Source organism: Nocardioides pollutisoli, assembly GCF_040045055.1.
Lineage (GTDB): Bacteria > Actinomycetota > Actinomycetes > Propionibacteriales > Nocardioidaceae > Nocardioides > Nocardioides tweenelious.
Genome location: NZ_JBDZDU010000001.1, coordinates 321326 through 343893, shown reverse-complemented (window position 1 = coordinate 343893; position 22568 = coordinate 321326). Strand labels below are relative to the sequence as shown.

General features: G+C 71.2%; 22 protein-coding genes. 9 read left to right on the top strand and 13 right to left on the bottom strand.

Going from position 1 to position 22568, the window contains the following annotated elements:
* Positions 1-60 precede the first annotated feature (60 nt).
* From ABLE68_RS01635 to ABLE68_RS01625, 3 genes are read left to right on the top strand one after another with little or no spacing between them, the layout of a single operon-like run.
* Positions 61-1131: an NAD(P)H-dependent amine dehydrogenase family protein gene (locus ABLE68_RS01635; protein WP_348869356.1), complete on the top strand. Its 1071-nt coding sequence runs from the start codon at positions 61-63 to the stop codon at positions 1129-1131.
* On the top strand, positions 1128-1949 hold the full coding sequence (locus tag ABLE68_RS01630; protein ID WP_348869354.1) for a glucose 1-dehydrogenase: 822 nt from the start codon (positions 1128-1130) through the stop codon (positions 1947-1949). The genes ABLE68_RS01635 and ABLE68_RS01630 overlap by 4 nt, the downstream gene beginning before the upstream one ends.
* Positions 1936-3069, top strand: a complete 1134-nt coding sequence (locus tag ABLE68_RS01625; RefSeq protein WP_348869353.1) for an FAD-dependent oxidoreductase — start codon at positions 1936-1938, stop codon at positions 3067-3069. Before ABLE68_RS01630 ends, ABLE68_RS01625 begins: the two co-directional genes overlap by 14 nt.
* Here ABLE68_RS01625 and ABLE68_RS01620 read toward each other — a convergent pair.
* The 4 genes from ABLE68_RS01620 to ABLE68_RS01605 form a co-directional block, all read right to left on the bottom strand.
* Positions 3050-3658 carry a TetR family transcriptional regulator gene (locus tag ABLE68_RS01620; protein WP_348869351.1) on the bottom strand — a complete coding sequence of 203 codons (609 nt, stop codon included), beginning with the start codon at positions 3656-3658 and terminating at the stop codon, positions 3050-3052. The two genes, ABLE68_RS01625 and ABLE68_RS01620, sit on opposite strands and share 20 nt — an antisense overlap.
* A 151-nt stretch (positions 3659-3809) precedes the next feature.
* Positions 3810-5072 carry a COG4705 family protein gene (locus tag ABLE68_RS01615; protein ID WP_348869349.1) on the bottom strand — a complete coding sequence of 421 codons (1263 nt, stop codon included), beginning with the start codon at positions 5070-5072 and terminating at the stop codon, positions 3810-3812.
* Entirely contained in the window at positions 5069-6364 is a 1296-nt protein-coding gene (locus ABLE68_RS01610) for a bifunctional DedA family/phosphatase PAP2 family protein (RefSeq protein WP_348869348.1), read from the bottom strand. Before ABLE68_RS01610 ends, ABLE68_RS01615 begins: the two co-directional genes overlap by 4 nt.
* A gap of 84 nt (positions 6365-6448) precedes the next feature.
* Positions 6449-7879, bottom strand: a complete 1431-nt coding sequence (locus ABLE68_RS01605) for a hypothetical protein (RefSeq protein ID WP_348869347.1) — start codon at positions 7877-7879, stop codon at positions 6449-6451.
* A gap of 98 nt (positions 7880-7977) precedes the next feature.
* On the opposite strand from ABLE68_RS01605, the gene ABLE68_RS01600 reads away from it, so the two are divergent.
* The 5 genes from ABLE68_RS01600 (at position 7978) to ABLE68_RS01580 (ending at position 12249) form a co-directional block, all read left to right on the top strand.
* A complete protein-coding gene (locus ABLE68_RS01600) occupies positions 7978-8643 on the top strand; it encodes a response regulator transcription factor (protein ID WP_348869346.1) in 666 nt (221 codons plus the stop codon).
* Complete coding sequence (locus ABLE68_RS01595) at positions 8640-10004, top strand: sensor histidine kinase (RefSeq protein WP_348869345.1); 1365 nt, start codon at positions 8640-8642, stop codon at positions 10002-10004. Before ABLE68_RS01600 ends, ABLE68_RS01595 begins: the two co-directional genes overlap by 4 nt.
* 60 nt (positions 10005-10064) lie before the next feature.
* On the top strand, positions 10065-10391 hold the full coding sequence (locus tag ABLE68_RS01590; RefSeq protein WP_348869344.1) for a hypothetical protein: 327 nt from the start codon (positions 10065-10067) through the stop codon (positions 10389-10391).
* 74 nt (positions 10392-10465) lie between these two features.
* Positions 10466-11419: an ABC transporter ATP-binding protein gene (locus tag ABLE68_RS01585; protein ID WP_348869342.1), complete on the top strand. Its 954-nt coding sequence runs from the start codon at positions 10466-10468 to the stop codon at positions 11417-11419.
* Complete coding sequence (locus ABLE68_RS01580) at positions 11416-12249, top strand: ABC-2 transporter permease (RefSeq protein WP_348869341.1); 834 nt, start codon at positions 11416-11418, stop codon at positions 12247-12249. Before ABLE68_RS01585 ends, ABLE68_RS01580 begins: the two co-directional genes overlap by 4 nt.
* Before the next feature lie 8 nt (positions 12250-12257).
* Here ABLE68_RS01580 and ABLE68_RS01575 read toward each other — a convergent pair whose 3' ends face one another.
* From ABLE68_RS01575 to ABLE68_RS01535, 9 genes are all read right to left on the bottom strand, one after another.
* Positions 12258-12728: a GtrA family protein gene (locus ABLE68_RS01575; protein ID WP_348869340.1), complete on the bottom strand. Its 471-nt coding sequence runs from the start codon at positions 12726-12728 to the stop codon at positions 12258-12260.
* Positions 12725-14431, bottom strand: coding sequence for an MFS transporter (locus ABLE68_RS01570; RefSeq protein WP_348869338.1), 1707 nt, complete (start codon positions 14429-14431; stop codon positions 12725-12727). Before ABLE68_RS01570 ends, ABLE68_RS01575 begins: the two co-directional genes overlap by 4 nt.
* A 54-nt stretch (positions 14432-14485) precedes the next feature.
* The gene (locus tag ABLE68_RS01565; protein ID WP_348869336.1) at positions 14486-15289 is read right to left on the bottom strand and encodes a COG4705 family protein; all 804 of its coding nucleotides are present in this window, start codon (positions 15287-15289) and stop codon (positions 14486-14488) included.
* A gap of 48 nt (positions 15290-15337) precedes the next feature.
* Positions 15338-16345: a hypothetical protein gene (locus tag ABLE68_RS01560; RefSeq protein WP_348869335.1), complete on the bottom strand. Its 1008-nt coding sequence runs from the start codon at positions 16343-16345 to the stop codon at positions 15338-15340.
* A 213-nt stretch (positions 16346-16558) separates the two neighbouring features.
* Positions 16559-18148: a phytoene desaturase family protein gene (locus ABLE68_RS01555; protein WP_348869334.1), complete on the bottom strand. Its 1590-nt coding sequence runs from the start codon at positions 18146-18148 to the stop codon at positions 16559-16561.
* Entirely contained in the window at positions 18145-19344 is a 1200-nt protein-coding gene (locus ABLE68_RS01550) for an aminomethyl transferase family protein (protein WP_348869333.1), read from the bottom strand. The genes ABLE68_RS01555 and ABLE68_RS01550 overlap by 4 nt, the downstream gene beginning before the upstream one ends.
* A gap of 11 nt (positions 19345-19355) precedes the next feature.
* Positions 19356-20099 carry an amino acid ABC transporter ATP-binding protein gene (locus ABLE68_RS01545; protein ID WP_425475641.1) on the bottom strand — a complete coding sequence of 248 codons (744 nt, stop codon included), beginning with the start codon at positions 20097-20099 and terminating at the stop codon, positions 19356-19358.
* An 11-nt stretch (positions 20100-20110) separates the two neighbouring features.
* Complete coding sequence (locus tag ABLE68_RS01540) at positions 20111-21019, bottom strand: amino acid ABC transporter permease (RefSeq protein WP_348869331.1); 909 nt, start codon at positions 21017-21019, stop codon at positions 20111-20113.
* Positions 21016-21930 carry a transporter substrate-binding domain-containing protein gene (locus ABLE68_RS01535; RefSeq protein WP_348869330.1) on the bottom strand — a complete coding sequence of 305 codons (915 nt, stop codon included), beginning with the start codon at positions 21928-21930 and terminating at the stop codon, positions 21016-21018. Before ABLE68_RS01535 ends, ABLE68_RS01540 begins: the two co-directional genes overlap by 4 nt.
* Positions 21931-22073: 143 nt before the next feature.
* Between ABLE68_RS01535 and ABLE68_RS01530 the strand changes: the two genes are divergently transcribed.
* Positions 22074-22568 (top strand): SigE family RNA polymerase sigma factor, encoded by a 495-nt coding sequence (locus ABLE68_RS01530; protein WP_348869329.1) that lies wholly within the window; start codon positions 22074-22076, stop codon positions 22566-22568.

Genomic DNA, 22568 nt, shown 5'->3' with positions numbered 1-22568 from the left:
ATCCCAACGGTCTCGATCGGGCAGAGCCGACCATCGCAGGGCAGAGGAGCAGGTCAAGACATGACGATTCGCGTAGTGCAGTGGGCAACCGGTGGCGTCGGGCAGGCAGCGATCCAGGGGGTGCTCGCGCATCCCGACCTCGAGCTGGTCGGCGTGTGGGTGCACTCGGAGAGCAAGAACGGCAAGGACGCCGGGGAGCTGATCGGCGAGGGCCCGACGGGCGTGCTGGCGACGACCAGCAAGGACGACATCCTCGCGCTCGACGCCGACTGCGTCGTCTACAGCCCGCTCCTGCCCGACGAGAGCGAGGTCGTCGCTCTCCTGCGCTCGGGGAAGAACGTCGTCACCCCGGTCGGGTGGATCTACCCCGACCTGGACAACAGCCAGGCGATCCTCGACGCGTGTGCCGAGGGCGGCACCACCCTGCACGGCACCGGGATCCACCCCGGCGGCATCACGGAGCGGTTCCCGCTCATGGTGTCCGCGCTCACCGCGCGGGTCACCCACGTGCGGTCGGAGGAGTTCAGCGACATCCGGACCTACAACGCCCCCGACGTGGTCCGGCACATCATGGGCTTCGGCGTGAGCCCGGAGCAGGCGAAGTCCGGCCCGATCGTCGACCTGCTCGGAGCGGGCTTCAAGGCGTCGGTCCGCATGATCGTGGCCGAGATGGGCTTCGACATCGACCCGGAGTACCGCACGGTGCAGGAGGTCGCCGTCGCGACCCAGCCGATCGAGGCGCCCGTGGGCGTCATCGAGCCGGGCCAGGTGGCGGCGCGCAAGTTCCACTGGAGCGCACTGGTCGACGGCGTGCCGGTCGTGACGGCGAGCGTCAACTGGTTCATGGGCGAGGAGCACTTCGACCCGGCGTGGGACTTCGGCCCCGAGGGCGAGCGCTTCGAGGTCGAGGTCACCGGCGACCCCGACGTCAAGCTCACCTTCAAGGGCCTGCAGCCGGCCACCGTCGAGGAGGGCCTCGTGCGCAACCCCGGTGTCGTCGTCACGGCCAACCACTGCGTCAGCGCGATCCCGTACGTCGTCGCCGCGGAGCCGGGCATCAAGACCTACCTCGACCTCCCGCTGATGGCCGGTCGCGCAGCGCCCGAGCTGGGATCGGAGCGCGTGAGGTGATCCTCGACGAGTTCCGGCTCGACGGTCGCGTCGCCATCGTCACCGGCGCCGGCCAGGGCATCGGGCGCGGCATCGCGATCGGTCTGGCGCAGGCCGGTGCGAGCGTGGTCCTCGGCGCGCGCACCGCCTCGGACCTGGACGACGTCGTGGCGCAGATCGAGAGCGAGGGCGGTACGGCGACGGCCGTACCCACCGACGTGCTCGTCGACGAGGACCGTCGACGACTCGTCGAACGCGCCGTCGAGGTCTACGGGCGGCTCGACGTCCTGGTCAACAACGCCGGCGGCACCGGACCGCGCCCGGCCCTGGCGACGTCCGAGCGGTTCTTCGACATGGCGATGAAGTTCAACGTCACCGCGCCGTTCCTCATGAGCCAGCTGGTCGCCCAGCCGATGGTCGACACGGCGGGCGGGGGAGCGATCGTCAACATCTCCTCGCGTTCCTCCGACATGGTGCTCAGCTCCTTCGCGGCGTACGGCGCCGGCAAGGCGGCGCTCAACCAGCTCACCCGCAACCTGGCCGGGGAGTTCGCGCCGTACGTCCGCGTCAACGCGATCATCGTCGGCGGGGTGGCGACGCAGGGTCTGGAGGTCGTGCTGACCAACGACGCGCTGCGCGCGGAGTTCGAGGCCAACACCCCGATGGGTCGACCGGGGACGCCGCAGGACATCGCGTGCGCGGCGCTCTACCTCGCCTCGCCCGCGTCCGCGTGGGTCACCGGCAAGCTGCTCCACGTCGACGGCGGGTGCGAACGCCCGGCGATGGACGTGCCGGTCCCGCGCCTGCGTCCGACGCGGGCCGCCGGTGACGTCGGGTAGGCCGCGGGTCGTCGTCGCCGGGCTGGGCGACATCGGGGTGCTCACCGCGATCCACCTGGCTCGTCACGTGGAGGTCGTCGGGATCTCGGCGAAGCCCGAGCTCGTCAGCGGCCAGGAGCTCGGCGTCCGTCTGGCCAGGCCCGACGACTGGGCCGCGGAGAACCGCATCGACTTCGCGCGCTTCCGCCGCCTCGACGGCGTACGCCGCGTGCACGGCTCCCTGACCGGTCTCGACCCGGTCGCGCGTGAGGTGCGGGTGCGGCTCGCGGACGGCAGCGAGGTCGTCGAGCCGTACGACGTCCTGGTCGTCTCGACCGGCGTCACGAACGGGTTCTGGAGGACGTCGGCGCTGATGTCGAGCGACGAGGTCGACGACCACGTCCGCCGGTACCACGAGAGGGTCGCGTCCGCCGCGTCGGTCGCCGTCATCGGGGGAGGTGCTGCTGCCCTCAGCGCCGCGGCCAACCTGCGGATCCGCTGGCCGCATCAGGACGTCGACCTCTTCTTCCCGGGAGACCGCCCGCTCGTCCACTACCACCCGCGGGCCTGGGACCCGGTCCGCCGTCGCCTGCTCGACCTGGGCGTCCGGTTGCACCCCGGACACCGCGCCGTGGTGCCGGACGGCTTCGCCTGCGACGAGATCACCGACGAGCCCGTCGAGTGGCAGACGGGGCAACCCGCCACCCGCGCCGACGCCGTCCTGTGGGCCATCGGCAGGGTGCAGCCGAACACCGACTGGCTGCCACCGGACCTGCTCGACGACCGCGGGTTCGTCGAGGTATCGCCCACCCTGCAGTCGGTCGCCCACCCGGACGTCTTCGCGATCGGCGACGTCGCGGCCACCGATCCCCACCGCTCGAGCGCGCGCAACCGCGCCGACAGGCTGCTCGCCGCCAACGTCCGTGCCCACCTGGCGGGCACGGCGCTCCAGCCCTACCGGGCGACCCGGTCGCGCTGGGGCTCGATCCTCGGTGTCCAGGACGACGGGCTGCTGTTCGTGGTCGCCGACGGTCGCACCGTCCAGCTGCCCGCGTGGGTGATCCGCCGGGTCCTGCTGCCGTGGGTCGTACGTCGCGGCTACTACCGCGGGGTCCGACCGGTCAGGACAGACCGCGGGTGACCTGCTCGAGGGCCTGCCGGGTGAGGTCGTGCAGCGAGTCGGCGTCGTCGTGCCCGAGCCACCACTCGTAGGCGTACTCGACGGCGGCGAGCGTCGACCGGACCAGGACGCCGGCCCGCAGCTCGTCCGCGTCGTCGAGCCGAGCAGCGACCGCCTCGATGAGCTCGTCGCAGTCCTCGCGGTTCAGCAGCGACGCGCGGCGCATCTCCGCCGGCGCCGACGCCATGGCTCGCCGCCACAGCTCGAGCGTCTCCTCGTCGTCGACGAACTGCGCGGTGCGACCCAGGATCGCCGCGACCAGGGAGTCGGCGACGTCCTCGTCCGCCGGCCGTGCCCGGAAGTTCGCGACGATCTGCGCCCGCCCACGATGGGTGGCGCCGAGGAGGAGCAGCTCCTTGCTCGGCACGTGGCGGAAGAAGGTGCTGGGGGAGATGCCGATCGCCTCGGCGATCGCCTCCGTGGTCACGTTGTCGAAGCCGTGCGCCGCGAACATCTGCAATGCCGTCTGCTGGATCTCGGCGCGCAGCGCGAGGCGCTTCCGCTCGCGGAGCGGCACCGACGGGGCAGCGTCCGCCCTGGGGTCGTTCATGCTCCGGTGATCGCGACCATGTCGGTCACGGCGAACCTGTCGAGGATCACGGGGAGGTCTCCCTGCTGTCGTCCCGACCTCGTCGGAGGCCGGGACGACAGCATGAAGACAGGTGACAGTGACTGTCAAACAGTGTCCGGCGCGTGCGTTGCTACCCGAGGGTGGCCAGCAGTGCGTGGATCGCCTGGTCCTCCTGGCCGGTGTCCGGGTTGGAGGCGCGGACGGCCGTGAGCACCGGGTCGATCTGCTGGTCGACGAAGATCCAGGTCTGGCAGTCGGTCGGCTGGAGCGCGGCCTGGTCGTCGTCCCAGGCGGTCTCCAGGTCGGTGACCCGCTTCGCGGCGCCGGCCTGGTCTCCCGAGTCGACGAGCTGCAGGGTGTCCTGCGTGATGGTGCGGTAGTTCTGCACCGAGTCCGCGGGGAACTTCGACGCGACCCGCTGGGTCGCCTCGGCCTGGCCGATCGGCGACCCCGAGCAGCTCGGCGCAGGACCCTCGGCCTCGAGCGAGCTCGTGTGCGGCTGGTTGTCCGCCCACACGAGCAGGCCGACGGTCGCCAGGGCCACCACGGCCAGGCCGCTCAGCAGGGCCCGCTGCCGCTCCGGCCGGTAGTAACGGTCGGTGGCAGGTGCGTCCCGCTTCTCGATGACGTCGGCCCGCGAGATGGACAGGTAGACGACGGTCACCAGGATGGCGGCCAGGAAGATGATGCTGGTGACGAACGTCCCGAGGCCCATGCCCTTCTCGCTCGACGGGGTCGCCAGCCAGTCGCCGATGTTGGCGCCGAGCGGCCGCGTCAGGATGTAGGCGAGCCAGAAGGTCAGGACGGCGTTGGCGCCGAGACGCCAGGCCAGCGCCACGATCGCGATGAGAGCGAGCGGCAGGAGGACGGCCTTGCTGGGTCCCCAGCCGGTGAGCTCGAGGGTCCAGTCGCCGGTCGCCGTACCGAGCGCGAAGGTGACCAGGACCGCCAGCCAGTAGAACGCCTCGCGGGGCACCGTGACGATGGAGTGGATCGACAGCGTGCGCTCCCGGGCGTACCAGATCCCGAAGACCGCCGCGAGGATCACGGAGAAGACCGTGGTGCTGATCCAGAGGGGTACGCCGATCTGGTCGGTCAGGATGTCGGTGTAGAGCGTGCCGGTGACGCTGACGACCACGACGGTGAGCCAGTAGGCGACGGGCACGTACTGCCGCAGCGTCATCTGGACCGCCAGGACGAGCACGAAGATGACGGTGAACAGCACCGCGGTGTTCACGAGGCCGACGCCGAGGGTCATGTTGATCCAGTCGGCGAAGCTCTCACCGACGGTCGTGCAGAGGATCTTGATCACCCAGAACCAGATGGTGACCTCGGGGACCTTGTTGAGCATCTGTCGAGCGCCGATGCGGGCGGGAGCGGATTGCTGGGTCATGAGGCCACGTTCTCGTGCCGTGCCTGCCAACAACCTGGAAGTGATTCCGGGCGGGTGTCGCCCCGGTCGACGACGTGCAGCGCGACGTACAGCAGGCCGAGCCAGCCGGTGGCGATGAGCCACGAGGCGAGGACGTCGGTCGGCCAGTGGTAGCCGAGGTAGACCCGGCTCGCACCGACGGCCGCTGCGAGCACCAGCGCGGTGCCGACGACGAACGGGCGCCAGTGGCGCGCGAGATGGGGCAGCACCAGCCACACGACCATGGCCAGGAAGACCGCCGAGAAGAGCGTGTGCCCGGACGGGAAGGAGTAGCCGTGGTCGACAGGCCCCAGGAGGTCTGCCGGTCCTGGTCGGGCGCGCATGACGAGGTGCTTGATGCCGACGACGAGCACGGCCGCGCCTGCCATCGCGACGCCGACGACCACGGCCTCGCGCCGCCGTCGGGCGATCAGCAACGTCACGATGACGGCGACCGACAGGAGAGCGACGCTCACCTCGCCGCCAGCCCAGCTGGCGGCTCGGGCGAGCGGCGTCAAGGTGTCGCTGCGGTGGACGACCACGGTGTCGCTGATCGACGCGTCGTGGGCGGCGACACCGTCGCGCTCGAGCGCCGCGTCAGCCAGGGCGACCGTTGCCAGGGCGCACGCGACGACACCGGCGCCGACGAGCCACAGAGCCAGTCGTGGGTTCGTCCGGAGCCGTGACCGGAGCACGGCGACTCCCGCCGGGATCAGGGAGAGGACGACGATCACCAGCGTGATGAGCTCGATGTGGGCGTTGACGAAGGGGATGCCGCCGAACAGGTAGCCGGCTCCCAGCATCGACGTGCACCATGCGACGGCCCCGATTGCGTTGTAGATGACGAACTGGCGGTAGGGCATCCGGCCCGCGCCGGCTGCGGGTGGGGTGAACGTCCGGGCGACGGGGACGAACCGGGCGAGGATCACCGCGCGCGGGCCGTGTCGGTCGAAGAACGAGGACGCGCGCTCGAGGTGCGCCGGGTCGAGCAGACGTGACTGCGGCCGGCTCATCAGCCGCGGTCCGAGCCGGCGTCCGATCAGGTAGCCCAGCTGGTCGCCCGCGAACGCAGCGGCCGCCGCGGCGACGATGACCAGCCCGATCGGCATCCCGATGACCCCGTGCGCCACCAGCAGCCCCGCCGTGAAGAGCAGCGAGTCACCAGGCAGGAAGAACCCCGCCAGGAGACCGGTCTCCGCGAAGACGATGGCCATCACGATGAGCACCGAGAGCGGCCCGAGGGAGGTCAGCAGCGAGTCGATCGCGCCGGTCACGCCGACACCTGCAGGTCCATGGTGGGAACCCTCGCTCGGTCGTCCTGCCAGCAACCTGATTGTTCGGGGCCACCGGCGCCTCGTTCACCTGCGTTGGAAGACATGCCAGTCGCCATCGGCCGTCACCTCGGTGTAGCGGCGGTCGAGCTCCACCTGCGCCGCGGTGGGGTCGACGCCCCAGGTCGCCAGTGACGCGCCGTCCACGACGACCCACCGCGGAGACTCGGACGAGGCCAGCAGGTCGGCGAGGTCGTGCAGCTGGGGGTCACGGACCCGCACCGACAGGCTCCACAGGTGCTCGTACGGCGAGGTGAGCCCGGCGTCGCGGACGATGTTGGGGTGGCCGAACGCGACTACCACCGTGTCGGTCGGTCGCGCGTGGTCGCGGAGGTACGCCGACACGGCCTGGTCGGCGCCCGCGCTCGGGGGAGCGGCGGCGAACCCGACCAGCGAGACCGCCGTGCTGAGCGCGGCCACGGCCAGCGCCCCGCGGGTCGCCCGCGTCGGACGGACAGCGGCCATCAGCAGCACCAGTCCCGGGACGACGGCCAACAGGTAGTGCCGCCAGTAGCTCCCGCCGAGCGCCGCGCCGACGAGCTCCCACGCGAGGAGGGCGAGGGCCGCCCAGCGCAGGTCCGGACCGGTCTCCGGCCGTCGGAAGCCCAGCAGCGCGGCCGCGACGACGACCGGCGCACCGCTGAGCGCCAGGGCGATGAGCAACGTGTGGAAGCGGTCGGGCGTCGCCACGTTGGCCGACGCGTGGATGACCGCCGCCGCCTCGGCGCGGAAGGTCACCAGCGCGTCCCAGAGGGACGCCGGCCCGGTGCCGCGCGCGGCCGAGGGCAGGAGGGCCACGACCAGGGCGCCGAGCGCTCCGGCACCGAACACCACGGTCCGTCGTACGGCGGAGCGCCACTGACCGCCGAGCGCCAGGGTGACGAGGAGGACGGCCGCGACCACGAAGACGTCCACGACGTTCTGCTTGACCAGCGCCGCGCACGTCGCGAGGACGCCCGCGCCCACGCTCCCGGCGTACGCCGCCTGCGGGGTGGTCGCACGCAGTGACCGCACCAGCACGAGCAGACCGCCGACGACGAACGGCACCGCCAGCAGCTCCCCGTCCACCTGCATCGCGTCGAAGAGCGGTGTCGAGACGAAGACCGCGGCGGTCGCAGCGGGCAGCCAGCCGCCGAGCCGCCCGGCGAGCAGCACCGCGGTCACCGCCGCGAGGATCCCGAGCAGGCGGAGAGGAACTGCGCCGCCCGTGGCGTCGGCGAGCCCGAAGAGCCCCATCAGCAACGGTGGCCGGTCGACGAAGTAGGCGCCGTACGTCGACGGGCCGGCCGACCACTGCGACGCGACGAGCAGGTAGCCGCCCTCGTCCGGCGACAGCGGCAGGGCCAGGAACGGGAGGCGTACCAGCGCGGTGGCGACCGCGAGGAGCAGCGTCACCCGGGGCCAGGCCGTCCGGAGGGGCGCCGGCCCGGTGCTCGCGACGCGGTCGAGGACGGTCATGTCCCCACGGTCGGCCGTGGCACCTGCCACCGACCTGACCACGATCTCGTCCCTGGGGTTTCAGGTAGTTTGCAGGTCGAGCGCGGGAGGATCGACGCATGGCGACCATCGGTTTGTGCGAGGACGATCCGGCGATCCGGCGGATCGTGCTCGCCGCACTGCAGCACGCCGGGCACGACGCCGTCGCCGCCCACGACGGGCGCGAGGCGCTCAGCCTGTTCGGCACCAACGACGCGATCGACGTGATCATCCTCGACATCGGGCTGCCCGACGCCGACGGCCGCGACGTCTGCCTCGCCCTGCGCTCGGCGGGCCAGTCCGCTCCGGTCATCTTCCTGACCGCGCTCGGCGCCGTCCACGAACGGCTCGCCGGCTTCAGCGCCGGCGCCGATGACTACCTGCCCAAGCCCTTCGATGTGAAGGAGCTGATCGCGCGGGTCGAGGCGCTCGCCAAGCGCGGCCGGCTCGTCGTCGCCGGGGCGCCCGACGACCTGCTGCTCGACCCCGCCCGGCACGCGATCGTGTGCGAGGGCCGCGAGGCGCTGCTGACCCCGACGGAGTTCCGGATGCTCGCCGCGATCACCTCCCGTCCCGGCGAGGTCGTACGCCGCCGGGCCGTCGTCGCGGCCGCCTGGCCCGACGGCGCGATCGTCAACGAGAACACCGTGGACTCCTACGTACGCCGCATCCGCGCCAAGCTCGCGGAGGTGGACTCGCCGGTGCGGCTCCACACCGTCCGCGGAGTCGGGTTCACCGTCAAGTGAGCGACCAGGCCTGGAGCGCCCGCCCGTTCGGCCTCCGGGGACGGCTGCGCCGGTGGGCACCCAGGTCGTTCCGCGGCCAGATCGTGGTGTCCACGGTCCTGCTGATGACCGCGGTCATGCTCTGCGTCGGTGTCGGCGTGCAGGTGCTGCTGGGCTACACGGCTCAGCGCGACATCGACCGCGTCCTCGAGGACCGCGCGGACGCGGTGATCGCCGTCGTCGAGGCCAACTCCACGGCTGGCAGCACCCAGGTCTCGGTCCCCGACGACCTGCTGGACCCGGGCGTGCGCGTCTACGACGACCAGGGAGACCTCGTCGCCGGGACCATCGAGCACGACGCCCGTGACAAGGCCGACGACCTGGCGAGCACCTCCACCATCCGCAACGTCAACGCCGGCGACCAGCTGCGGCTGCGCGCGGTGCCTTTCACCACGCAGGCCGGCCAGTCCGGGGTCGTGGTCGTGAGCCAGGAGACGACGCCGTACGAGCGCTCGGAGATGTATGCGCTGGCCGCCACGATCGGCATCGGCCTGCTCGTGATCGGGATCTCCGCGGCGATCGCGAGCCGGGTCACCACCCAGGCCCTCGCGCCCGTGGCGCAGATGGCCAAGCGCGCCACCGACTGGAGCGAGCACGACCTCACCCACCGCTTCGAGCTCGACGGGCCCGACAACGAGCTGGCCCAGCTCGGCGACACCCTCGACGGGCTCCTCGACCGGGTCTCGATGGCGATCCGCTCGGAGCAGCGACTCACCTCCGAGCTCGCCCACGAGCTGCGCACGCCGCTCACCGCCATCCAGGGCAGTGCCGACCTGGCCCTGCTCCGTGGCGTCGACGACGACGAAGCGCGGGCCGAGCTCGAGCAGATCGCGACCTCGGCGCGCGCCATGTCGGACGTCATCACCACCCTCGTCGACGTCGCCCGCGACCACGCCGCCGCTGGCACGGCCTCGACCTCCGTCGTCGCGGACGTCGTCGACGGCGTCCGGGTGATGGTGCCGACGGGCCTGACGTTCGTCGACGCGACCACGGGATCGACCGCACGGGTCGCCGGGCCGCGCGAGCTGGTGCTGCGTGCGCTCGCGCCGGTGGTCGACAACGCGGTCGCCCACGCGCGCACCACGGTCACCCTCACCGCCGTCGACGCGCCGCGAGCTGTCGAGATCTCCGTCCAGGACGACGGTCCGGGCATCGACGCGGGGGAGCGGGACAAGCTCTTCGAGGTCGGGATCTCCTCCCGCGGAGGCACCGGCCTCGGGCTGGGGATCGCCCAGCGGGTCGCCCGGTCGATGGGTGGGACGGTGCGCGTGGGCGAGGCCGACACCGGTGCGACCTTCATCCTGACCTTGCCCCGCGCGTGACCGGCGGGCCGTCGGTCACCGATCAGGTCGGTTGCAGGTTCGGTCCGTCACTGTCGGTCCATGTCCCGGGCGACGACGGCGGTGCTGGCCAGTGTGCTGGTCGCTGCGGCCGTGCTGCAGTCCCACCTGCTCCCGCTCTGCCTCCTCACGTTGCTGGGGGCGGTGGCCGGTTTCCTGGTCGCCACGCAGATGAAGGACCCGCGCGACCTGCTGCGGGTGCCGGTCATGGTGGCGGTCACGGTCCTCGTGCTCGTCGGGGTCGGCCAGCTGGGTGCGATCGGAATCCTCCTCGGCGTCGGGCTCCTGGTGTCCGCGACACCGACCGACCCGTCGGGGCCGCCGGCAGACGCCTCGCGGCCACCCGCCCGTGGGACCTCTCGCAGATGAGCACCTGACGTGCCGGTGGAACGGTCGCGGACTGGGCACTGTGCACGTGTCGTACTAGATGAAGGTGGCTCGACATGATCGAAGCACGCACGCTGACGAAGCGCTACGACGAGAAGCTCGCGGTCGACGACCTGTCGTTCACCATCAAGCCCGGGGTCGTCACGGGCTTCCTCGGCCCGAACGGCGCCGGCAAGTCCACCACGATGCGGATGATGATGGGCCTGGACCGACCGACGTCCGGGACGGTGCTCGTCAACGGCAAGCAGTACGCCGAGCACGCGGCGCCGCTCAACGAGGTCGGCGCGCTGCTCGAGGCCCGGGCGATCCATCCGGGGAGGAGCGCGCGCAACCACCTGGTGTCCCTGGCCCTGACGAGCGGGATCAAGCGCTCTCGCGTCGACCAGGTCCTCGACATGGTCGGGCTCACCGACGTGGCCCACCAGCGGGTGGGTGGGTTCTCCCTCGGCATGGGCCAGCGGCTCGGCGTCGCCGCGGCGCTGCTCGGCGACCCCCGCACCCTCATCCTCGACGAACCGGTCAACGGGCTGGACCTCGACGGCATCCGATGGATCCGGGCCCTGCTCACCCGGTTGGCGGGCGAGGGCCGGACCGTGTTCCTGTCGTCGCACCTGATGAGCGAGATGGCGGTGACCGCCGAGCACGTGATCGTCATCGGCAAGGGTCGACTGCTGCGGGACCAGCCGATGGCCGACTTCATCCGCGAGGCAGCGGTGGAGTCCATCCGCGTCGTCACCCCGGACGGCGAGCGCCTCGCCGAGCAGCTGGGACGGGCGGGTGCGACCGTCACCGTCAACAGCGCCGAGCCCGACGATCCGGTCGGGTCGCTGACCGTCACGGGCACCACCAGCCGCGAGGTGGGAACGCTGGCCGCCCAAGCCGGCATCACCCTGTGGGAGCTCGCCCCGCGAGCGGGCTCTCTCGAGGACGCCTACCTCGCCCTGACCCGCGACTCCCTGGACTACCAGGACACCGACGGCCGCCCCACCACCGAGGAGCTCGTCTCATGACCGCCACCGGGATCGAGCAGCCGACCACCCCTCCGCTGAGGGAGCCCGTCGCAGGTCGGGTCGACGGGCCGGTGACCCTCCGCGGCGTCATCGCCTCGGAGTGGGTGAAGTTCTGGAGCCTGCGCTCCACCGTCCTCGTCCTCGCCGCCGCGGTGACCGCGATGGTGGTCTTCGGTGCCGTCATCGCGTTCAACACGCGCAACCCGGCGGGGTTGGACCCGGAGGACGTCGTCGCGTCCGGGCCGCTGCAGGGCTACTACCTCGGCCAGCTGCTGATGGCCGCGCTCGGAGTCCTGGTGGTCAGCGGGGAGTACAGCTCCGGCATGATCCGCGCGACCTTCGCCGCCGTGCCGAAGCGGCTCCCGGTCCTGATCGCCAAGGCCGTCGTCTTCACGGTCGTGGTCGGCACCTCGATGATCGTGGCCTCGGTGGTGGCCTTCCTTGTCGCCCAGGCCGTGCTGTCCGGTCACCGGCCGACGTACAGCCTGAGCGACGGCAGCACCCTGCGCGTCGTCGTCGGCACCGGTGTCTACCTGACCCTCGTCGGCCTCGTGGGCAGCGTCCTGGCCTGGACCGTCCGCAGCACGCCCGGCGCCCTGGTCGCGACGCTGGCCGTGATCCTGGTCGTGCCGATCCTGCTGGAGCTCGTCTTCCCGAGCTGGGGCACCTACATCGCGGCCTACCTCCCGACCGGCGCCGGTCAGAGCTTCTCGACGACCCTCGCCGCGCCGCACGCGCTCTCGCCCTGGACCGGGCTGGCCGTGATGGTGGCCTGGGTGGTCGTGGGTCTGGCGGGCGCGGGCGTGGCGCTCCGTCGTCGGGACGTCTGACCCCGCGGTCAGCCGGAGCCGGCGCCGACCGCGGACGCCTCGGCCTCTTCCACCGACCCGTCGCTGACGGCGCCGAACACGAAGCGCTTGTAGGACCAGTAGCGGAAGAGGGTCCCGAGCGCGAGGCCGACCACGTTGGCGGAGAGGTTGTCGACCAGGCGGCTGGTCCACCCGAGGACGTCGTGCGTCAGGACGAGGGTCAGAACCGAGATGCCGAGCCCGACCAGGTTGAAGAGCACGAAGAGGGCGACCTGGCGCCGGCTGTCGGAGGTCGGCTGGTCGCGCCAGGTCAGCATTCGGTTGCCGAGGTAGGTCACGACCATCGCGGCCGCGACCGCGAGCACCTTCGACAATGCGGGGTCGACGCCGGCGAGGACGGGCAGGGTCCGCAGCCAGTTGAACGCGAGGACGTCGACGACGTAGCCGGCGCCGCCCACGGCCAGGAAGGTGAAGACCTCCCGATGTCTCGTCGAGATCATCCGGCGCACCTCGTCCCGCGCGGGACCTGGTAGGGCGCGGCGATCCGGTAGGTGCCTGCGCTCGGGGCCTGCAGCACGACCCAGTTGTCGCCGCGCGTGCTGCGCCCGGGGTGCACGGTGTCCAGGTCGGTGAGGCAGGCGGCGCCGGTCACGGTCAGCCAGGGAGACGTCTCGACCTTGACGACGTAGTGACCGGCGGCCGGGACGGCCACCGTCAGCTCGTCGGAGTCGAAGGCCGACACGGCCGCGGCCGGCCGGACGAGGGGCGCCGGGTGGCGGACGGCGTAGACGGTCCAGCTCGGGTCCGACCACACCTGCTCGAGATAGTCGAGGCCTCCCGACACCAGCCGTGACTCGCCGGCCGCGCCGTAGTCGGGCTGCGAGGTGGTGGCGACCACGACGTACCGCACGGCCCAGCGGTGCAACCAGGTCCGGTACGTCGTCGCGGTCAGGGCGCCGTGTTCGTAGAAGACCTGGTTGCGGTCCACGTCGGCCTGCCGGTTCCAGCCGCGCGCGAGAGCGACGTACGGCGCCAGTGCCGCGGCCTCACGGTGGCTCCGCGTGGGAACGACCTCCACCCGGCCGAGGCCGGCGCCGCCGGCACGGAGCACGCTGACCAGCGGCGCGACGTCCGAGTCCAGCGACGTGGCCGGTCGGCTGTGCACCGCGTCGTGGGCCGCGATGCTCACCTGCCACGCAGCCGACGTCGTCAGGGCGACGCCCAGGAGCACCGCCGCCACTGGTGCTCCGAGCCGCTGGGCGACGACCGAGCTGCGCCACCGGCCGCGCAGCGCGACCAGGACCAGTGTGACTCCGCCGAAGAGGAGGCCGAGCCGGGTCACGTTGGTGCCGATCGGCGTCGGGACCAGCCAGACGAGGACGACCATCAGCAGGTAGACAGCGGAGCCGGTACGCAGCTCGCGCCAACCGCGCGGCGCAAGCAGGACGACCGCGACCGCCATCGCGGCCGGCAGCACCGCCGCTCTCCAGCTCATCGGTTGCTGGCCGGAGAAGGGGAAGAGGAAGGCGGACGCGGCCACCACGAGCACGGCCGGTACGCCGACGGCGTACGCCGCAGGACGGCGACCGCCCAGCCACAGGGCCGCGGCGACCACCCCGAGGAAGAGGCCGGCGACCGGGCTGCACGCGGTGGCCGTCGCCGCGAGCGCGGCCACCAGGCAACCGCGCGCCAGCCGGGGCATGCCGCCGGGTCGCACCACGACCATGCACACCGCGGCCAGCGCGACCGTCGTGCCGAGCGCGAAGGTCACCCGGCCCGACACCGCGTTGCCCATCAGGGCGGCGGCACCCACGACGACCGGGACGAACCGCGACCCACCCCGCGCAGTCCGGAGGGTCAGGAGCCAGGCGAGCAGCGCGGCCGCGGTGGTCGTGGCGAGCATCATCGTCGTCCGCACCCCGAGCCCGGCCATCACGAACGGCGAGATCGCGCTGTAGGAGGCCGGGTGCATGCCGCCGTACCAGGCCAGGTCGTAGGCGCTGCCCGGGTGCGCGTGGGCGAACTCGGCCCACGCGTCCTGCGCGGCCAGGTCACCGCCCGACGTCGCGAGGAAGTGCACCCACACCAGCTGCAACGCCGCCGACACCGCGACGGCGGCGGCGACCGGAGCCCAGCGCGCGTCCCGGAGCCGTGCGAACGCCCCGGCGCCGCCCAGGGGATCCGCGCCGACGGCCAGGGTCATGGTGACGACGCTAGGGAGCGGTGCCTGCCGGCAACCTGACTGCGAGGGCGCCGGTCAGTCGAGGACCTCGGTCCGCTCCCGGTCGACGGGCGGACCCGCGTCACGGTGGACGTGGGCACCTTCGACGTCGCTGTGGGTGATCGTCACGTAGCCGACCAGAAGTGCGAACAGGGCGAGGCCGAGAGCGGTCACCGTGCCGTCGCCCCAGTCGAGTCCTCCCTGCGAGGGCGGCTTGCCGAGCCAGTCGGCCACCGAGGCGCCGAGCGGTCGGGTCAGGACGTACGACGCCCAGAACGCCGCCGTGGCGCTCAGTCCGAGTCGCCACAGTCCGAACGGGACCAGGATCAGCACGCCGAAGAGGACGATCGACCACGCGAACCCGAGTCCCATGTTGATGGCGGTGGTGTCACCGACGGCCGTGCCGAGACCGAAGGTCAGCAGCACCGTGCCCCAGTAGAACCGCTCGCGCCGGGCCGTCGTGATCGAGTGCACGGACAGCGTGCCCTCGCTGCGCTGCCACCAGGTGAGCAGGCCGCACAGCAACGCGAAGTAGATGATCGAGTCGACGTAGTACGGCGTCCCGAGCGCGACGTGTGGACCGTCGGCGATCATCGTCCCGAAGAGCGCCACCATCAGCACCGTCACCCAGTAGCGGACCGGGTGGTAGGCGTCGGCCTTCAGCTGGAACCACAGGGCGACGAAGAAGCCGCCGACCCCGACGATGCCGGCCAGCGGGATGCTGACCGAGCCCATGAAGTCCGCCCCGGCCTCACCGATCCCGGTGGTGAGCAGCTTGATGATCCAGAACAGCAGGAAGACCTCGGGCACCTTCGGCGCGCGGAACACTCGTGGCGTCATGGTCCGGACGCTAGGGGCCGCAACCTGTCGACAACCTGACTGGGCGCGTCAGTGCTGGAAGGCGACGTACCCGTCCCTCACGTCGGCGCGGCTGACGGTGCTCGGGTCCAGCAGGACGACCTGACCCACGAGGTCCTCGGCGGCCTTCACCGGACCGGCGTAGGCGACCGCGTCCGGGCCCACCCTGATGATCACCTCGGTCTGGTCGGGCTCCGGGACGACCACGGTGTAGCGGCTCGACGTCGGCCGCCCGTCGGCGAAGACGGTCGTCTCCTCCGCGAGGACGGCGCCGCCCGTCACCGTGGTGCAGGTCGTCGTCACGGCGTCGAGGTAGTCCTCGGGGTCGGTCCCCGACGGGACCGGGACCGCGTGGACGTCCACGGTGCCGGCCTCGCAGGGTGGTTCGGTTCCCGCGGGGGCCGTGACGAGGGAGGTGCGCGGGTCGATGTCGGAGACGACGGTGGACTCGACGGCGGCGATCTCGGGCAAACGGTCGACGTTGCCCGAGAAGGTGTAGATCGGGTGCTCGTAGGTGTTCAGCGTGTGCAGGTAGTCGTCGACGAGCTGATCGTCCGACGCGCGCTGCTGGCGTACGTCGGCCTGGTCCTCGACCCAGGTGAGCGCCGGCCACGCCGCGATCGCGGTCGTCGCCACGCACACCCCGACGGCGGCTGCGACGCCGTACCTCGCGGGCGAGGTCAGGAGCTTCGCGACGGCGACGAGCACGACGACGGACCCCAGCGCCCAGAGCGGGGCCGCGGCCAGAGGTGTGACGGCAGCCAGGGCCACCAGCGGGGGGACGACCGGCAGTGCCAGGAGGGGCACCAGGGCGCCGCGCAGACCGGGACGCGAGCGGCCGGCGAGCCGGAGCCGGGCGGCGGCGACGACAGCGGTCAGGGGCGCGACCACGAGGACCAGCACGGCGAGCACGGCGTACGCCAGCAGCTCGAGCCGGTCCGAGCTCGCCTGGCTGGTCGCGACGACGGATCGGTTCTCCAGGATCCCGGCCGCGGTCACGAGGGCGAACCACGACGCGGCGGCCACGAGTCTGCTCACGGGCTGCCCATCACGACGTCGAGTGTCGTGCGAGGGGCCGGTGGCGGTCAACAGATCGACGAACCCGTGAATCTCACCCAATCGGGTGGGGTTTGCGGGCAGGTGCTTCCGGACACTGGGAGACAGGTTGCCCGGTCGATCCGCCGCCTGCTCGGGACTCACGCAGACCGTGAGGGTGCGGTTCGACCGGGCTTTTCCCTAGCCCGCCCGACGTCAACGGCCGAGGTCGCGCAGCACCCGCTGGCTGGCCAGCTTGCCGGGGGAGCCGATGACGCAGCCGCCCGGGTGGGTGCCCGAGCCGCACTGGTAGTAGCCGTCGATCGGGGTGGCGTACTGGCTCCAGCCCGGCGCGGGGCGGAAGAAGTACATCTGCGGAGCCAGGAACTCGCCGGCGAAGATGTTGCCCTCGGTCAGGCCGGTGCGCGCTTCGATGTCGACCGGCGTCACGACCTCGCGGTGGAGCACCAGGTCGCCGAAGCCCGGGAAGTGGGACTCCAGCACGGCCTGCGCCTTGTCGCCGAAGTGGTCGCGCTCGGTCTCCCAGTCGCTGCCGCGCAGCTCGTACGGCGCGTACTGCACGAAGCAGGACATGACGTGCTTGCCCGGAGGGGCCATGTCGGGGTCGACGACCGACTGGATCGCGGCGTCGATGAAGGGCTTGTCGCTGTACCAGCCGTACTTCGCGGCGTCGAAGGCCCGCTCGACGTACTCCATGGTCGGGCCGATGTTGAGGAAGCCGCCGTAGTGGTCGACGGTGTCCGGCAGGGCGGGGAAGACCGGGAGGCCGTCGAGGGCGAAGTTGACCTTCGCCGAGACGCCGCGGAACCTCATCCGGCGGATGTTGTCGACCAGGTCGAGCGGGAGCTCGCGCGGCTCGACGAGCTCGAGGAACGTACGCCGGGGGTCGAGCGCCGAGACGACGACCGGGGCACGGAACTCCGTGCCGTCCTCGAGCACGACGCCGACCGCGCGGCCGTTGTCGGTCAGCACCGAGGAGACCTGCGCACCGAGACGGATCTCCGCGCCGTACGCCTGCGCGGCTCGACCGAGCACCTGGGTGAAGCCGCCGTTGCCGCCCTTGTGGAAGGCCCACGAGCCGAGGTGGCCGTCGTGCTCGCCCATCTTGTGGAAGAGCAGGACCAGGCCGGAGCCCGGCGACATCGGGCCGACCTTGGAGCCGATGATCGACGAGGACGCGTGGTAGCCCTTGATCGCCTCGTGCTCGAAGTAGTCGTCGAGCCAGTCGGACGCGCTGCCCGTCAGGAGGCGTACGACGTCGTGCATCGTCTTGCGGTCGATGCCGCCGAGGTGGTCCATCAGCCACTTCACGTCGACCGCGTCCTCGGGGTCGCTGCCGAAGATGTTCGGCGGCGCGTTGTCGAAGAGCGGCCGGATCGCCTGGCAGACCCGGTCGAGGTCGCGGTGGTAGCGCTCGTAGGCGTCCGCGTCGCGCGGCGAGTGGCGGCGGACCTCCTGCAGGTTCTGGGCGTGGTCGTCGCCGAAGAGCAGGTAGTCGCCGTCGCCGGTCGGGTGGAACGACGACGGCATCATCAGCGGCAGGAAGCCGTGCTTGACCAGGTCGAGCTCGTGGATGATCTCGGGCCGCAGCAGGCTGAGCGCGTAGGAGAACGTCGTGAACGAGAAGCCCGGCATCAGCTCCTCGGTGATCGCGGCGCCGCCGACCATCGCGTTCTTCTCGAGCACCAGCGTGCGCAGTCCGGCCTTGCCGAGGTAGGCCGCGTGGGTCAGGCCGTTGTGGCCGCCGCCGACGACGATCGCGTCGTACTCATGGGTGCTGCTCATGACTTCTTCCTGTCGGGCTCGAAGAACGGCATCGAGGTCGTCGTGACCCGGACCGTCGTGTTGTGGTGGTTGACCGCGAGCTCGAGGCGCAGCTCGGTGCCGGCGGCGGCCAGGTCGGGACGGACCCGGGCGATGCCGATGTGGCTCTGGAGCACGGGGGAGTAGACGAAGCTCGTGCAGTAGCCGACCTCGTTGCGATCGGCGTCCAGGATCATCGACTCGTAGGGCAGCGGGTGCTCGGACTTGGGTGGGAAGAGGTCGGCCTCGCGGTAGAGCCGGTCCCAGTCGGCCGCGTCGACGACGATGCCGGTGGTCGCCCACCGCGACGTACCGTCGACCAGCTCCTTGCGGATCGCCTCGGAGCCGACGAAGCGGCGCGACCCGTCGCGCACGCCGCGGAGCATCCAGCCGAGGCCGAGCTCCTTCGGGGTCACGCAGTCGGCGTCGCTCAGCGTCAGCCGGGCGTCGTGCCACTCCACGTCGACGAGCGGCAGGCCGGCCTCGATGCGCAGCGTCATCAGCGCCTCCTCGCCGAAGGGCCGGATGCTGTGCGGCCCACCGGCCTCGAGCACGGCGTCGAGCACGGCGAGGGCGTCGTCGGCGGCGACGGTCAGCTCGAAGCCGAGGTCACCGGTGTAGCCGGTGCGCGAGAGCGTGATCGGTGCGCCCGCGACCTTGGCCGGCACGTGGTCGAAGTAGGCGAGGCTCTCGGCCTCGGGGGCCAGCGCAGCGAGCACGGCCCGCGAGCGGGGACCCTGGACGGCGAGCATGCCGTAGCTGTCGGTGACGTCCTCGAGCTCGACCCGCAGCCCGGCGCCGAGCTCCTGGAACCACGACAGCGCGGGCCGCCCGGCGGTCAGCAGGAACTCGTCGGCCGAGTGACGGAAGACCACGCCGTCGTGCATGACGTAGCCGCGGTCGTCGCACCACGCGGTGTAGTGGGCCTGACCCGGCCGGCAGGTCCGGATGTCGCGCACCAGCGAGCCCGCGAACAGCCGCTCGGCGTCCGGGCCGGTCACGGCGTACTTGTAGAGCGGGGAGGTGTCGAAGACGCCCACGCTGTTGCGGACCGCGAAGTACTCGTGCTTCGGCGCGTGGGTGTAGCGCAGCGGTGAGAGCTGGCCCTGCCAGTGCGTGAAGAGGTGCTGCGAGTTGAGCTCGCTGAGCCGTGGGTGGAACGGCGTCGTCCTGATCATCAGTCGTCCTTTCAGAGCACCGCGTCGAGGAAGGTCTTCGTCTCCGGGCGGGTGGGTGCCGACACCATCTGCGCCGGCGGACCCTCCTCGAGTATCCGACCCTCGTGGAAGAAGCACATCCGGTCGGCCACCTCGCGGGCGAAGCCCATCTCGTGGGTCACCACCATCATCGTCATGTGCAGGTCGGTGGCCAGCGAGGTCATCACCGACAGCACCTCGCCGGTGAGCTCCGGGTCGAGCGACGAGGTCGGCTCGTCGAAGAGCATCACGTCGGGCTCCATCGCCAGGGCGCGGGCGATCGCGACCCGCTGCTGCTGACCGCCCGAGAGCCGGATCGGGTGCTCGCCGGCCTTGTCGGCGAGCCCGACCCGGTCGAGGAGGTCGAGGGCACGCTTCTTGACCACGGCCTCCTTGCCCTGGCCGGCGCACATCGGGCCGGACATGACGTTGTCGAGCGCGGTCATGTTCGGGAAGAGGTTGAACTGCTGGAACACCATCCCGGTGCGCAGCCGCAGCTCGCGGATCTGGCGCCGCTTGCGACGGGTGCGGTGCCCACCCGAGAGGCGTACGCCGGACACCTCGATGGTCCCCTCGGTCGGGTCCTCGATCATGTTCACGCAGCGCAGCAGCGTCGACTTGCCCGACCCGGACCGGCCGAAGATCACCACCACCTCACCCCGCTCGACCACGAGGTCCACGCCCTTGACGACCTCGAGGTGGCCGAAGCTCTTGTGGAGTCCCTCGATGCGGACGATGGGCTCGCTCATCACAGCCCTCCGTCGTGCTGGATGACGGTGATGCGCGTCGACGTCCGCACGTAGCCACGCTCGAGGCGGTTCTCCAGGCGACGCTGGAAGAACGAGAAGATGGCGGTCAGGCCCCAGTAGAGGAGGGCCACCGCGAGGTAGGCCTCGAGGTTCTTGAAGTCGGCCTTGCCGAGCAGCTGCGCGCGCCGGAACATCTCGGCGCTGGCGACCGTCACGCCGAGGAACGACACCAGCGCGGTGTCCTTCATCATCGCGATGAACTCGTTGCCGGTCGGCGGGATGATGATCCGGAACGCCTGCGGCAGGATCACCTTCCGCATCTTCTGGCCGTGGGTCATGCCGAGCGCGTCGGCCGCCTCGGACTGGCCGATCGCGACCGCCTGGATGCCGGCCCGGAAGATCTCGGTCATGTAGGCGCCGTAGTTGAGGCCGAGCGCGATCGTGCCGGCCACCGCCGCGTCCAGCACGAGCGCGGACTCGAAGCCCTCCGGGAGCCAGCTGTACTTGTCGGTGAGGTTGCGGCCCACCGGCGGCAGGGCCAGGTAGAGCAGGAACATCTGGACGATCAGCGGCGTGCCCCGGAAGAACGAGACGTAGAAGCCGGAGATGCCGTAGGCGATCGGGTTGCGCGACAGCCGGGCCAGGGCGCCGAGGGTCGCGAGCACGATCGCGATGACGATGCCGCCGACGGCCATGACGAGCGTGTAGCGGAGCCCGCCCTCGATGTAGCGGATGTTGTCGCGGATCCAGCCCTTGTCGAAGCCGGCGGCCAGGACGAAGAGCCCGAGCAGCACGAAGATCACGACCCAGACCGCGGCCACCTTCAACCGGAACGGGATGCGGGCGCTGGCGAGGGCGAGCCGCTCCAGCGGCGACTCCGCCCCGTCGACCCGAGGTCCTCGGGTCACTTCTGGACCGTCAGGTCAGCCCCGTCGTACCACTTCTTCGAGAGCTCGGACAGCGTCCCGTCGTCGTGCATCTCGCCGACGATCTTGTCGACCGCGGCAGCCAGGCTGGTCGGGTCGGCCTCGGAGGACTTGTCGATGGCCACCGAGAGCGGCTCGTAGAACACCGGGTCGCCGACGATCTTCACCGGGTTGCCGGCGTCGATGTAGCCCTGCGCGGTCGTGCTCGACGTGATGACGGCGTCGAGGCGGGTGCCGTCGCCGAGGGCGAGGTCCTGCAGCGCGGTCGTGTCGGTGTCGTAGCCGTGGATGTCGGCGTCGTCGATCACGAAGTCGAAGTCGAAGCCGTTGATCGCCAGGCTCTTGTCGAGGTACTGCTCGTAGGTGCAGCCCGAGCAGACGCCGATCTTCTTGCCGTCCAGGTCGGTCGACAGGTCGGAGACGCTGGAGTTGTCGGCGTTGACCACGACGACCGCGGGCGTGAAGTAGTAGGGCTGGCTGAAGTCGAGGACCTTCTGCCGGGCGTTGGTCGGCGTCATCGAGCCGACGCTCATCTGCCAACGGTCGTTCCAGCTGCCGGCCGTGATGACGTCCCAGGACGGCGACTCCCAGGCGACCTCGACACCGAGCCGCTTGGCGATCTCGGTGGCGACGTCGATGTCGAAGCCGACGTACGTCCCGGTCTTCGGGTCGAGCGAGGACTGCGGCGGGTACGCCGGGTCCGTCGAGACCGTGATGGTGCCCTTGTCGCAGACCTCCTTCAGGAGGCCGTCGGGCGTGCCCTCGCCGCAGACACCGCTGCCTGCCGGTGGCGCATCCGCGGCGTCGCTGCCGCCGCTGTCCGACCCGCACCCACCGAGAAAGAGAGCGGCCAGGGCCGCCGTTGCCACCACCAGTGAGTGCCGCTTGAGCATGTGCTTGCCTCCTCGGTCGGGACGCATGTGCATCCGCTCGCAGGATGGCAGAAAAATGTTTCGTTGGTGAGGGCCTCGACACAACCACTTCGGTGACCTCGGGAGTCAGAGGAGAGGAAGGGTGGTGCCGGATGATCGACCGCATGACGAGCAGCGCGCCCGCGCCGACGTTCGAGGAGTACGCCGAGGTCGGGTGGCCGTCGCTCTACCGCTACGCCTACCTCCTCGTGGGCAACCACGCGGACGCCGAGGACCTCGCGCAGCAGACGCTGCTCAAGGCCTACCGCTCCTGGGACCGGATCGGTCGGGCCGACGTGCCCGCGGCGTACTTGCGCCGGATGCTCACCAACACCTACCTGTCCTCGCGACGCCCGAAGGCACGGCGGCTCGAGCTGCTCACCGACGAGCTGCCGGAGCCGCGCGCCGTCGCGGCGGGCGGTCCCGAGGACCGGATGGTGCTCTGGCCGCACGTGCAGTCACTGCCACCGCGACAGCGGGCGGTGGTCGTCCTGCGCTACTACGAGGACCTCGGCGAGCAGGAGATCGCGGACGCCCTCGGGTGCTCGCGCGGCACCGTCAAGTCCACCGCCCACCACGCCCTCAAGGCGCTGCGGGCCGCGATCGGGAAGGAGAGCTGA